General features: G+C 32.2%; 15 protein-coding genes. 11 read left to right on the top strand and 4 right to left on the bottom strand.

All coding sequences use genetic code 11. The annotated features are described in order from the left end of the window. Positions 1 to 140 precede the first annotated feature (140 nt). Positions 141 to 1,655 (bottom strand): MDR family MFS transporter, encoded by a 1,515-nt coding sequence (locus tag ACFCYN_RS15520; RefSeq protein WP_098120953.1) that lies wholly within the window; start codon positions 1,653 to 1,655, stop codon positions 141 to 143. After that, positions 1,655 to 2,137: a MarR family winged helix-turn-helix transcriptional regulator gene (locus ACFCYN_RS15515; RefSeq protein WP_172444053.1), complete on the bottom strand. Its 483-nt coding sequence runs from the start codon at positions 2,135 to 2,137 to the stop codon at positions 1,655 to 1,657. Before ACFCYN_RS15515 ends, ACFCYN_RS15520 begins: the two co-directional genes overlap by 1 nt. Before the next feature lie 247 nt (positions 2,138 to 2,384). On the opposite strand from ACFCYN_RS15515, the gene ACFCYN_RS15510 reads away from it, so the two are divergent. After that, positions 2,385 to 2,894, top strand: a complete 510-nt coding sequence (locus ACFCYN_RS15510) for a GrpB family protein (protein ID WP_172444054.1) — start codon at positions 2,385 to 2,387, stop codon at positions 2,892 to 2,894. 28 nt (positions 2,895 to 2,922) lie between these two features. Here ACFCYN_RS15510 and ACFCYN_RS15505 read toward each other — a convergent pair whose 3' ends face one another. Further along, complete coding sequence (locus ACFCYN_RS15505) at positions 2,923 to 3,831, bottom strand: aldo/keto reductase (RefSeq protein ID WP_375950231.1); 909 nt, start codon at positions 3,829 to 3,831, stop codon at positions 2,923 to 2,925. A gap of 37 nt (positions 3,832 to 3,868) precedes the next feature. Beyond that, positions 3,869 to 4,021, bottom strand: a complete 153-nt coding sequence (mciZ, locus tag ACFCYN_RS15500) for a Z-ring formation inhibitor MciZ (protein ID WP_098170960.1) — start codon at positions 4,019 to 4,021, stop codon at positions 3,869 to 3,871. Between the two features lie 87 nt (positions 4,022 to 4,108). Here mciZ and ACFCYN_RS15495 point away from each other — a divergent pair, with 87 nt between their 5' ends. The 10 genes from ACFCYN_RS15495 (at position 4,109) to deoB (ending at position 13,544) form a co-directional block, all read left to right on the top strand. Further along, on the top strand, positions 4,109 to 4,654 hold the full coding sequence (locus ACFCYN_RS15495) for an NUDIX domain-containing protein (protein ID WP_172444056.1): 546 nt from the start codon (positions 4,109 to 4,111) through the stop codon (positions 4,652 to 4,654). A 78-nt stretch (positions 4,655 to 4,732) separates the two neighbouring features. Beyond that, positions 4,733 to 5,419, top strand: coding sequence for a DUF975 family protein (locus tag ACFCYN_RS15490; protein WP_172444057.1), 687 nt, complete (start codon positions 4,733 to 4,735; stop codon positions 5,417 to 5,419). A gap of 327 nt (positions 5,420 to 5,746) precedes the next feature. Continuing rightward, the gene (locus ACFCYN_RS15485; protein ID WP_172444058.1) at positions 5,747 to 6,613 is read left to right on the top strand and encodes an alpha/beta fold hydrolase; all 867 of its coding nucleotides are present in this window, start codon (positions 5,747 to 5,749) and stop codon (positions 6,611 to 6,613) included. 855 nt (positions 6,614 to 7,468) lie between these two features. Beyond that, complete coding sequence (spoIIM, locus tag ACFCYN_RS15480; protein ID WP_098120961.1) at positions 7,469 to 8,119, top strand: stage II sporulation protein M; 651 nt, start codon at positions 7,469 to 7,471, stop codon at positions 8,117 to 8,119. 67 nt (positions 8,120 to 8,186) lie between these two features. Beyond that, a complete protein-coding gene (gene fur / locus ACFCYN_RS15475) occupies positions 8,187 to 8,636 on the top strand; it encodes a ferric iron uptake transcriptional regulator (RefSeq protein ID WP_056466931.1) in 450 nt (149 codons plus the stop codon). A gap of 213 nt (positions 8,637 to 8,849) precedes the next feature. Continuing rightward, positions 8,850 to 9,068, top strand: a complete 219-nt coding sequence (locus ACFCYN_RS15470; protein WP_098120963.1) for a YqzK family protein — start codon at positions 8,850 to 8,852, stop codon at positions 9,066 to 9,068. A gap of 6 nt (positions 9,069 to 9,074) precedes the next feature. Then, a complete protein-coding gene (gene xerD, locus ACFCYN_RS15465; RefSeq protein WP_172444059.1) occupies positions 9,075 to 10,001 on the top strand; it encodes a site-specific tyrosine recombinase XerD in 927 nt (308 codons plus the stop codon). Positions 10,002 to 10,270: 269 nt separating this feature from the next. Next, positions 10,271 to 11,017 (top strand): type I methionyl aminopeptidase, encoded by a 747-nt coding sequence (gene map / locus ACFCYN_RS15460; RefSeq protein WP_375950227.1) that lies wholly within the window; start codon positions 10,271 to 10,273, stop codon positions 11,015 to 11,017. Between the two features lie 356 nt (positions 11,018 to 11,373). Further along, positions 11,374 to 12,075 carry a TerC family protein gene (locus ACFCYN_RS15455; RefSeq protein WP_375950225.1) on the top strand — a complete coding sequence of 234 codons (702 nt, stop codon included), beginning with the start codon at positions 11,374 to 11,376 and terminating at the stop codon, positions 12,073 to 12,075. Between the two features lie 287 nt (positions 12,076 to 12,362). Further along, entirely contained in the window at positions 12,363 to 13,544 is a 1,182-nt protein-coding gene (gene deoB / locus ACFCYN_RS15450; RefSeq protein ID WP_172444062.1) for a phosphopentomutase, read from the top strand. Positions 13,545 to 13,551: the final 7 nt, after the last annotated feature.

Raw genomic sequence — 13,551 nt, 5'->3', positions numbered from 1 at the left:
ATGTCCAATGTTCGTTGATATATGACTGAATCCCGTTGATAAATCACTAAAACTCGTTGATAAATGGTCAATGTTCGTCGATTTATCAACAAATTACACAAAAAACCCGCAAGTAATGTAATTTACTTGCGGGTTTTCGTTTATTGAGCTTTTTTCGCACGATTTTCTTTAACTTCAAATGTTAATTTTTCTTTACCCATTAGGATAATAGCGATAAATCCTAATGTGATCGGAATTAATGTCCATTTAAAAGTAGTTGCAACTGAATGTGCCATTGCTTCTGAGATTTTATGAAGTACTTCAGGTGGAATTTTAGCTCTTGCATCAGCTGATAATAAAGCACGTGAATCAACTTTGCCAAATGCACCTAAATTACCTAGTAAATCACTTAATTTATTTTTAAATACGTGGTTTTGAATCGTACCAAAGATTGTTACACCGATTGTCATACCTAATGTTCTAAAGAAGGTATTTGTTGATGTAGCAATTCCTCGCTTTTGAGGTTCGATTTTGTGTTGAGTTGCCATACTTAATAATGAGAATGAACAACCCATTCCAAGACCAGCGATGATCATGTAAAATGTTACAGTTGAACGAGCAGTATCTGTACCTAATGTACTTAATAAATACATTCCAATGAAGAATAAGACAACAGAAACTAACATGATGCTTCTATAACTAAACTTGCGTACTGATTGACCTGCTACCTGGCTACCAACAACTGAACCAAGCATCATCGGAATTAAAATGATACCAGAGTTTGTAGCTGAACCACCGTATACTGATTGAACAAAAAGTGGTATTAATACAGTCGTAATAATGAAAGCAGAACCGTAGAAAAATGCTACACCTTGAGTTGCCGCAAATAGTTGCTTTTTAAATAAACTAAATGAAATAATTGGCTCCTCAACTTTTCTTTCAATAATAATAAAAGCGATAAACAGAACTGCAAAGACTGCAAATAAGGTAATAATTGGACCAGAATTCCAATCATATTCATTTCCACCAAGTTCAAGTGCGAACATTAAGCTTACAACTGAACCGACAAGCGTAATCGCACCCAACCAGTCGATTTTAAGTTTTCTAAGATGAAGATTTTCTTTATAAAACTGAGAAATTAAATATAAAGAAATAATACCTAATGGTAAGTTGATGTAGAAAATCCAACGCCAATCAATTTGATCAGTAATATAAGCACCTAATAATGGTCCAAATACACTAGAAAGACCAAAAACTGCACCGAATAAACCAGTCATTTTTCCTCGTTTTTCAGGAGGGAAAATATCGAAAATGATAGTAAAGGCAATCGGCATTAGAGAGCCTCCACCAATCCCTTGAATTGCACGATAAATACTTAATTGAACAATGCTATTTGCTGTTCCACATAATGCAGAACCAATTAAGAAAATGATAAGTCCTAATAAATAAAAGCGTTTACGTCCATACATATCTGATAACTTACCAAAGATTGGCATACTTGCCATAGTAGCAACTAAATATGCTGAAGTTACCCAAATAAATTGATCTAACCCACCTAGTTCTCCGACAATTGTTGGCATGGAAGCTGAAACAATTGTATTATCCATAGCGGCCATTAACATTCCTAATAATAAACCGGCTACGACAAAGCCAACCTTACTTTCTTTTGAAACCATTAAGTTTCCCCCTTATTGCTATTTAATTTTTGTGTCTCTTTTGGAAGTAACTCATTAATATCATTCCAAAATTTAAATAATAATGTTAACTCTTTGTCATCATACTGGTTAAAAATATTAGAAAGAGAGTCAGATAATGGTTTAAAAAGATCTGCTAGCTCATCATCCCGATCATACACAGGGTGAATAATTACGCGTCTACGGTCATTAGGATCTTGAATTCGTTCAACTAAGTTGACTTTCTCAAGTCGGTCGATTACGCCCGTTATTGCACCGGTAGTAAGATGGGTTAATTGAGATAACTTTCCAGCTGTTATCGGACCAGTATGGTAAAGTAGTTCTCTACATCTTAAATCAGTCGCATTTAAATGGAGTTTAGAGGCGAGCCCTTCGTTAAAAAGAACGAGTGAGGTGCTAAATTTTCTAAACTCCATTATTAGTGACGGAATAAATTCACTTCTGATGATTTGATTCTCTGACATTTCATTCTCTCCTTAAAATACAAGAAGTACTTATAAAAAAGTTAACGTAACTAAATATCTTAGTAACTAAAATAATTATAATAAAAAAAAACCAATTAAAGAAGAAAATGTGAGTATTTTAACCAAAACTTAATTTAATACCAAATTATGATTTTTAAGGTTTTTTCATGTTGTTTTACATGGATTAAGTCGGGAATAATAAAATAAAAGTAAAAATGCATTCAAAAATAAAATGTAGGTGTTAATGATGAAAAAGCAAATTGAAATAGTACCTTATCGTACTTCGTGGGAAGCTGATTTTCAAACTGAAAAAAAGGCAATTGAAATATTATTACCTGAGAAAGTAGCAATTTATCATATAGGAAGCACCTCAATTCCTAATATGTTTGCTGACCCGATTATTGATTTAATGATTGTTGTGAAAAGCTTAAATCAGTTTGATGAATATGGTGATGTACTAAAAACATTAGGTTATGAACAAATGGGTGATCATTCAAATCAAAATAGAAGATTTTTTATAAAGTGTGAAGATAATTGCAGTTTTCATATTCATGTCTTTGCTGAAGGAAATAATGCAATTGAACGTAATATCGCATTTAGGGAATATATGATTGCTCATACTGATCAAGCAATGGAATATATAAAACTAAAAACTGAACTTGCTAAAAAATTTCCTAAAAACAAAAAAGAATATAAAAGAGGGAGAAAAGAGTTTATAGAAGAAATCGATAAAAAAGCTGGGAAATGGAAGAATTAAGACTCCTTCCATAGTAGGAAGGAGTAGTTTAACGATGCTCCTCATATTTTGATAAATGAGAAATTGCTTGGATTTGTGTGATTTGTTGTGTACTTAAAGGTTTTGCATCGTAGGCTTTTATATTATCTAATAATTGCTCTTTATTTCTAGCTCCAACAGCTAAAGAGGAAACGACATTATGATGTAGCAAATAATGCAAAGCTAAGCTATGTAGGGATTGTTCTTCTTCAAGCAGTTGGCTCAGTTTGAGAATCGTTTCTTTACATTCATTTTCTGAATACGATAAGTAACCTTTATTAGATAATTTCTTTTCCCAATTACTTGTTAAAAGACCTTTTGCTACAGAACCGCGTGCAATGACAGAAATATTGTTTTTTTCAAAACGTGGAAAAAATTCTTCAGGTCTACGCTCTAATACATTATATTGCATCATAACGCCTTGGATTGAAGAGTGATCTACAAAGCGATTGATTACATTCGGACGAATTGAAGAAATTCCGTAATAGCGAATTACTCCTTCTTTTACTAGTTCCTCGAAAGTGTAAACCGTTTCTTCGTATTGATCTTCAATTGTTCCTCCATGTAACTGGTAATAATCAATATAATCGGTATTTAGTCTACGCAAACTATCTTTAACAGCTTCCTTAATATATACACCAGATGGATCCCAATGCCATTTATCATTTGAGTTATTCCATCGGTTTCCGACTTTTGTTGCAAGAATTACTTGATCTCGTTTGCCCTTTATACCTTTTCCAACGATTTCTTCATTTTTACCAAAATCATATAAATCAGCAGTATCAAAATAATTAATTCCAGCATCGATTGCCGCATGTATAGTTGAAATAGCCTCGTTATCTTCCGTTCCAAGAGACATACAACCTAAACCAATTTCGGATATTTGTAATAATGTAGAACCAAGCTTACGTTTTTTCATGATAATCCCTCCAAATTTAATTGTAGGGAAAAAAAAGTTATTTTACAACAAACAACGACTTGCCATTCGCGTTTTGGATCCATTCCTGGACAGTTTTATATTGCATGCTCATAACTTGAAGCGTTTTTAAAATTTCTGTTTTGGATCCGACTAAAACAACAGAATTTTCTGTCATACACATTTTCATCATACTACCTCGTTTCAGAAAGTATTTTAATTAAATAAATGATAAAATGTATGTGACAACCATATTAAATAGAACAAGGTGATGAAAAAAATGAAAAAATTTGAAGAAAAAACTCTGTCAGAAGAAAAAATTTTCACTGGGAAAGTTATATCGCTATATCATCAAAAAGTTGAATTGCCGAATGGAAATACAAGTACACGTGAAATCGTGAAACATCCTGGCGCAGTAGCGGTCATTCCAATTACTGATGAAGGCAAAATTGTTTTTGTGGAACAGTATCGAAAAGCATTAGAAAGAAGTCTTTTAGAAATACCAGCCGGTAAATTAGAAAAAGGAGAAGAGCCACTAATTACTGCTAAACGAGAGTTAGAAGAAGAAACTAGCTATGTTGCAGATGAGTGGGAGCATATACAATCTTTTTACACATCTCCTGGTTTTGCAGACGAGTACATACATATATATGTAGCAAAAGGATTAAAGAAATTAGAAAATAGTGCAGCTTTAGACGAAGATGAATTTGTCGAAATTTTTGAGCTATCATTAGATGAATGTCTTGAAGAGTTAAAAAAAGGTTCTATACATGACGCGAAAACATGTTTTGCGGTTCAATATTTACAATTATTACAAAAGGATTAAAGGTAAATTCGAAATTGTTCTCATATGTTTGCGATATCATCATAAAATAAAGTGACATTTTATGAGAGGAATGAGCAAATGAGAATTTCAGCAATTAAAAGAACAGCTAAGAGTAGACTAGCTGGTAATTGGGGAAAAGCTATATTATTTCTCGTGGTTTTTGTAATTATAGAAGGATTACTTCATACGGTACTTACTGGACCAGTTAATCAGCATTATACTGGGACAATTTTTCCAAACGCTGATGAACAAAAACTAATTCCTGCTGGAGCGCAAACGATAATTGAGATAATTTCTGGGTTCGTTAATACTTTACTAGGCTATGGTTTAATTGTTTACTTTTTAAGAATCATTCGTGATGAAGAGAAAAGTATATCGGACTTATTTTACTATTTTAAAAGTGGGCATCAATTTATTCGAGCGATTTTAGTTGGATTTTTAGTAGTTGTATTTACAATCCTATGGTCTATATTACTAATAATCCCTGGAATTATTAAGGCTCTAGCTTATTCACAAGTTGGATATATCTTAAAAGATTATCCAGACATGAAACCATTAGATGCAATTACGTTAAGTAGAAAAATGATGTACGGGTATAAATGGAAATTCTTTTTATTAGGACTTTCATTTATCGGTTGGGCTCTATTAGTAATTATTACTTTATTCCTTGCTTCATTTTATGTAGCACCATATTTTTATGCAACACAAGCTCAATTTTATCAAGAAGTAAAAGAAGCATATGAAGTGAAAAAAGAAACGATTTAAATAGTTTTAACGGTAAAGAGCTTAGAGAAACTCTTAAAGTTTTTCTAAGCTCTTTTTTATTTCATTAGTTGGTTTTAAGGATAAATAAATAACAAAGACACTAATGTAAGATGGTTGATTGATACTTATTTGTTTTTATGGTTGTCCTATATAAAATTAAATTTTTAATCAAAATTATGAATTGGGCTTAAATGAAGTTAATAAAAGTGGAAATTTAAACCTTCAAAATTGAATACGTCCACATTCATTGAGTATAATCTATCTATATATATGTACAGAATATAAAAATGACATATTGTACAAACCTACTAATTGGAGCTGGTTATATTGTTTGTTACTGGCGAGCTTGGTACATATCACGTTCGAATAAAAGGCGATGGTAAAGTTACAGTACTTTTAGAATGCGGAATGATGCATACACTTCATCAGTGGAGATATTTACAAGATGAGTTGAGTAAGTATGCCAAAGTGATAACATACGATCGATTAGGGTATGGAAAAAGCGGTATTTGGACGACAGAACGGTCTACAGAGCAACAGGCATTTGAATGTTATGATTTGTTACTAGCATTAAATATTAATAGTCCATTGATTGCTATAGGACATTCTTTAGGTGCATATATTATGTTTCAATTGTCTCGTCTTTTTCCAAATGCAATTCAATCAATGATTTTACTTGATCCTACCCATCCGACACTTGAGGAACATGAGCAGAAAATATATGATAAATTATTGTATCAATTTGCATTAATGATGAAGAAAGCGAATCAAATTAACCTTACTAAGGCCATTCCAAATAAGTTCATACATAAAATAATGAACACGACCCCAGAAAATCAGTCTGAAATAATTAGCTCTATAAAAAGCTTTAAACATTGGAAGACGGTTGTTAGTGAATGGAAAAACTTAAATTATAGTAACAGTCGTATAAAGGAAGCATTAAAAATAAAAATAAATACTCCTTTATTAGTATTAACCGCTTCGAATCAAAGTGGTTTACAATTTAACGCAAAGAAAAAAAAGGAATTACTAAATAAAGTTGAAAAATATCATAAAGAATATTGTGAAACAACGAATCGAGGAAGCCATCATACACTTGAAGGCTATACCCACTCATCTATTTATGGAAATAATGAAGAAAATGCAAAATCAATCAGTCATATTATTAAAAAACAAATTGATTTGTTGTATTAAAAAAGCTGTTTAAGTCAAATGAGACTTTAACAGCTTTTTTCTGTTATTTGAATTAGGACGATTGAGAATTCTTTTGATAGAGGCAGCAATCCCCCAAACTATAAAGGCATCAAATTGATATATATAAAGAATAGTGTTTTTTTAAAAGGAGTTTTAATGTAAGGCAAAACAAATTATTAGAAACATAGGGTATTTTGATTGTTTAAATGTTACTAAACGATCTACTTGATTGTAAATTTGTAATCTTTTGATGATGTTATTCATTAGATAATTTGTTTGTGGAATACTGACAAACTTTAGCAATTTCTTTTTTCAGAATATAAAATATTGAGCAATTAATTGTTTGAAGAAGAAAATTAATTATTAGTTAATAAGTTGCCGATTTGCCGATATTAGCAAAAAAACAGAGTATTTAATTTCTATTTTCCTCTAAGAAAAGGGGGAATATTAAGGTTTTTATAGCATCCTTTTTTATTTTGAGTAGTTGGTTGGAACGGAAGGGTTCTCGACTCCTATGGGAGATGCGGGAAGGCTGAGACCCCGCAGGCAATGCCGAGGAGGCTCAGGTCTCGCCCATTGGTAAGCGAGAAGCCTGTAGTGGAAATCAGCCACATACAGCTTCTTTTACTTTAAAAATATGGCTAATTGATTAACGAGTTCTTTTCTCAACAGAGTTTAAGTTTGTCTAATTAGACATACTTTTTTATTCCAAAAATCAACATTTAAATGTCAGAGCCTTCTTAATTATAAATAGAAAGATTGATGTGTAAAATATTTGGACTTTTATAAATAAAACGAATAAATTACTTGTCCACTCATAGAATGAAAAGAGAATATAGTGCAGGAGATGATATCATGACAAGAAGCTCAGTCCAATCAACGATGAAAAAACATGTTAAAGATTATACGTCACTCTATATTTTTGTTAGTGTGATCTTACTTTTTGGTGTCGTATTTGGAGCAGTCATTGTAAACAGTATGAATGTGAGTCAAAAGCAAGATGTTCTTTCTTTTATCACACATTTTTTTGGACAAGTTAATAATGGAGACTATATTAGTGGAAATGAAGTGTTTGTATCTAGTTATTCTTCACACTTGAAATTTTTGGCATTAATTTGGATTTTAGGAATTTCAATAATTGGGTTACCAATCATTCTCATTTTATTATTTATGAAAGGATTGGTAGTTGGATTTACAGTTGGTTTTTTAGTGAATCAATTAGGTTGGCACGGTATTTTATTAGCATTTTCTTCTGTTTTCCCACAAAATGTAATCGTATTACCATTATATATACTACTGACAGTTTTAGCTGTGCAGCTTTCCATTCGAATGATTCGAAAGCAATTTATTAAAAATGATAATGAACCAATTATGAAACAATTAGTCTCGTATTCAATTGTTTTTGGATTGGTTGCAGTTTGCTTAAGTATTGCAAGTATTATTGAAGCATATGGTTCAACATTTTTTTTAAAAGCGATCTCAGAAATAATTGTCTCAAAAAATTAACAAATAATTTTTGACACTTTCTCTTTCTTTGTTATAATTATTATCAAGTGGCGAGGGAGTGAAAAGAATGGAAGAACGAGTTGAACGAATAAAGAAACAACTACATTTAGCAGGATATAAATTAACACCACAACGGGAATCTACGGTTCGTGTTTTATTAGAGAACGAAGAAGATCACCTAAGTGCAGAAGATGTTTACCTCCTAGTGAAAGAAAAATCGCCGGAAATTGGACTTGCTACTGTTTATCGTACGTTAGAATTACTAACTGAGTTAACAATTGTTGATAAAATAAATTTTGGTGATGGCGTTTCTAGATACGACTTACGACATGAAGGTGCTCAACATTTTCACCATCATTTAATTTGCACAGTTTGTGGAGCAGTAGATGAAATTCATGAAAATCTATTAAGTGAAGTTGAAAAGACAGTTGAAGAACGTTGGAATTTTAAAATTAAAGATCATCGGTTATCATTTCATGGTGTGTGTCATCGATGCCATGATCAAAACGAAGAATAATAAAATGATTTTAATTTAATTAAAAATCATTTTATTTTAATTCCTAAAAAGTGGAGCAGTTTCGAGAAAAGAGTCTGCTCTTTTTCATGTTCTAAAAAAGACGCTTGTAATGATTAAAGGTGATTTTTACGATCAAATGAAGTATGATTTGTCCTATTTTTGCATAGTATGTAGTAATGATGTCTTTACTTCTAGCAAAAAGGTGGTGGTCATATGAAAAAAAGAGCTAGTATCGTTTTTAATGTAATAAAAGTTGCAATTTTATTCATTACTTGTACAATATTATTTTATTTTGCTATTCAATGGATTCATTCTGAATATGAAAATATGCATCGATATGACCGACCAGAAGGCTCAATGTTAAAGGTGGACACTCATCAAAAGGATGGTGCTTTTAACCAATTGGTACGGTTTTATCAAAACGGGGAGTAATGTAATGTGACAACGACTGATAAAACACCTTTTAAAAAAGAATTTGATTTTGCAACTGAGGACTTTATCCATTTTATTCAGGTTGAAAAAGGTTTATCTAAAAATACAATTCTATCATATGGTAAGGACTTAGAGAGCTATGGAAAATATTTAGACGTTGTTGAAAATATAAATGGTCTTTCAAACATAACTAGGATACATATTATTAGTTATTTAAAATATTTAAAGGAAAGAGATTTGACAGCAAGGACAATGGCTCGTCAATTGGCCACAATTCGCTCATTTCATCAATTTTTAATTCGTGAAGTTGATGGGATGAAAGATGATCCTTCACTATTAATCGAAATTCCAAAAGCACCAAAAGTACTTCCAAAGGTTTTATCACTCCAGGAAGTTGAGGCCTTATTAGAAGTACCTGATAGCTCTACATTTGGAATAAGAGATAAGGCAATGTTAGAATTATTGTATGCGACTGGTATGCGTGTATCAGAACTATTATCTTTAAATCTTTCTGATGCAAATTTAACGATGGGGTTTGTTAGATGTTTAGGTAAAGGAAGTAAAGAAAGAATTATTCCTTTAGGTAAACTTGCAATTGAATCAATTGAAAATTATTTAAAAATGGCTCGAAAAGAATTGTCCGGTAAAAAAAGTAATGATGCATTATTTCTAAATCATCATGGAAATAGGATGTCTAGGCAAGGTTTTTGGAAAAACTTAAAAAAACAGGCTGAAAAAGCAAATATTCAGCACGAATTAACTCCACATACTTTACGCCATTCATTTGCAACCCATTTATTAGAAAATGGAGCAGATTTAAGATCGGTCCAAGAAATGCTAGGACATGCAGATATTTCTACGACACAGATCTATACACATGTTACGAAGAATAGACTTAAGGATGTTTATAAAGAGTTTCATCCAAGAGCTTAAATTTAAGCTTTCAGACTGTCCGCCAAGCGCTCGCTTTCTTCGTTGCTTCGCCTGTTGAGCGGTGCTCATTACCGTGTGAGGGTAACTCCGCTCCTCGAAAGAAAAGCGCTCGCAATTAGTCTGGAAATCAAATTTTTAGTATTTTCTACACTCCAAGAGCTTAATTTAAGCTCTTTTTTCTTGGGAAATGATTGTTATATTGCTAAAAGCATAATATATTAAATTAATCATATATAAACTGAACTAGGCGATTTGAGAGGATGAATTAAATGATTACGATTAAGACTGAACGTGAAATTAACTTAATGAATGAAGCCGGGAAAGTATTAGCTGCTACACATAAGGAAATTGCAAAAATGATTAGACCAGGCATTACAACTTGGGAAATCAATCAATTTGTAGAGAAATTTTTAGCAGAAAATGGAGCAAAACCTGAGCAAAAAGGATATAGAGGATATGAATATGCAACATGTGCCTCAATAAATGATGAAATTTGCCATGGATTTCCTCGCAAAAAAGCTTTAAAAGAAGGAGATATTGTTACAATCGATATGGTTGTAAATTTAAATGGAGCACTAGCTGACTCAGCTTGGACATACGGTGTAGGAAATATTTCTAAAGAAAACAAGGATTTGTTAAAGGTAACGGAAGAATGCTTATATAAAGGAATTGAACAAGCGCAAGTTGGTAATCGTTTAGGCGATATCGGCTTTGCAATCCAATCTTATGCTGAATCTTTAGGATATTCTGTTGTGCGTGATTTCACAGGACATGGAATTGGACCGACTTTACACGAAGAACCTTATGTCCCACATTTTGGTATGGCAGGTAAAGGCTTACGACTTCGTGAAGGAATGGTTATTACAATTGAGCCGATGATTAATCTTGGTACTTGGCATTCAACAATGGATGGTAATGGTTGGACAGCAAGAACAAGAGATGCAAAGAACTCAGCGCAATATGAGCACACATTAGCGATCACAAGTAATGGACCAAAGATTTTAACGAAGCAATAAAAGTAAATTATTTACATTGATAATAATCGTGTAAATAAATATAATAAAACTATAAAAAACTAAAACAAACAATGATTAAAAATGAATTAAAATCTATTGACATATTGGACTAGTTAGAATAGTATTATATTATTAATAAACAATCGAATACTCCAAAGGGGAGTAGCGTCAGGAGAGATCCTGAAACAAAGTCGTCATTACATGAGAAGAAATTCTCATCGGCTTTGTTGGCATACATTTGTATGCTCAGCAAGACCTTTGCCGTAGAATTATTACTATTGGCATAGGTCTTTTTATTTTGTAGTCATGGGTACAGGTTGTTTAATAAAATAGTAGTTTTATAAGGGGGAAGAGTCATGGATTTATTAGGCGGATTAAGTATTGGAGTACTATTGAATGTAATTTTTATCGACCTGTTATTAAGCGGTGATAATGCAATTTTAATCGCATTAGCAGCGAAAAACTTACCAGCAGAACAAAAGAAAAAAGCAGTTTTATTTGGTACTATGGGTGCAATTGCTCTTCGTGTCGTATTTGCAGCAGTAATCGTGTATCTATTAAAAATTCCGTTTATTTATGCAGCCGGTGGGTTAATGTTATTATGGATTGCTTTTAAATTATTAGTCGATGACTCTGAACATGGCGATGTTAAAAGTGGTGCAACATTATGGGGAGCAGTTAGAACGATCATCATTGCTGATGCGCTAATGAGTCTTGATAATGTATTAGCTTTAGCAGGTGTATCACATGGTAGCTTAATTGCAATCGTAATTGGTATATTAATTTCAATCCCAATTATTGTTGGTGGAAGCTCATTATTAATGAAAATTATGAACAAATTTCCAATTATTACAACAATTGGTTCAGGTATTTTAGCTTGGACTGCAGCAGGTATGATTACTCATGAAAAAATGATTCACGATGTTTTTGAAAATAAAACAATTATTTATGCATTTAAAATTGTCATGACTGTAATTGTAATTGGAGCTGGTACAATTGTTGCTAGAAGAAAAGCACAAAAGCATCAAGTTGCAAATTCACAAAATCAAACAGCTTAATACATAAAAAGGCCCAGCTTTTATAGCTTGGGCTTTTTTATTTTAGATTAGGTATGTAAGAGTTAAATTTTACATATCATCTTTATTAGCAACTGGATAAAAAAGAAATTTTTTTAAGAATTATTTATGACAATTTACTATAATTCTGGGGAAATATAGTATCAATAGACACAAATTGGAAAATATATTTCTTGAAAAGAATTAGGACAATAAGTATACTTTAGTTGTCAGACATCTGACGGATGATTTTAGTTTCAGTTTGTTTTGATGAGTTAGGAGGAAAACAAATGAATAGAAAATTTAATAGAGTGTTCCTCGTTGTTATGGATTCTGTAGGGATTGGTGAAGCTCCAGATGCAGAAAAATTTAATGATGTTGGTTCAGATACACTAGGTCATATTGCTGAAGAAATGAATGGATTACATATGCCGAATATGGCAAAACTAGGTTTAAGTAATATCAGAGAATTGAAAGGGGTTCCAAAAGCGGATCACCCACTTGCTTATTATACAAAGATGGAAGAATCATCAGTAGGGAAAGACACTATGACTGGCCACTGGGAAATCATGGGTCTACATATTGATAAGCCATTTAGGGTATTTGCAGATGGATTTCCTAAAGAATTAATAAGTGAACTAGAAGGTCATTTTGGCCGTAAAATAATTGGGAATAAACCAGCTTCTGGAACAGAGATTTTAGTAGAACTTGGAGAAGAGCATATGAAAACAGGCGATTTAATCGTTTACACATCTGCTGATTCAGTTTTACAAATTGCAGCCCACGAAGAAGTTGTACCTTTAGAGGATTTATACCGTTATTGTGAAATTGCACGTAAATTAACATTAGATAATCCATACATGATTGGTAGAATTATCGCAAGACCGTTTGTTGGTGAACCTGGAAACTTTAAACGTACACCGAATCGTCATGACTATGCATTAAAACCATTCGGACGTACAGTTATGAATGAGTTAAAGGATGCGAATTTTGACGTAATCTCAATCGGTAAAATAGCAGATATTTTTGATGGTGAAGGAATCACTAAAGCATTACGTACAGTTTCAAATATGGATGGAATGGATAAATTAGTTGATACATTAAAAATGGACTTTACTGGTTTAAGCTTCTTAAATTTAGTTGATTTCGATGCCGTTTTTGGTCATAGAAGAGATCCACTAGGTTACGGTAAAGCGTTAGAAGAGTATGATGCAAGACTTCCTGAAGTGTTTGAACTATTAAAAGAAGATGATTTATTGATGATTACTGCCGATCACGGAAATGATCCAACATATACAGGTACAGATCATACAAGAGAATATGTACCGTTACTAGTTTATAGTAAACAGTTTTCAGAAGGTAAGGAATTAAACATTCCAAAAACTTTTGCAGATGTAGGGGCAACTATAGCTGAAAACTTTAATCTTAAAATGCCATCACATGGATCAAGTTTTTTAGAAAAATTGAGATAAGGTGGAG

The organism is Gottfriedia sp. NPDC056225 (assembly GCF_042267765.1).
Lineage (GTDB): Bacteria > Bacillota > Bacilli > Bacillales > Bacillaceae_G > Gottfriedia.
Note: the sequence above shows the minus strand (reverse complement) of the source record. Positions and strands in the feature narration are given on the sequence as shown.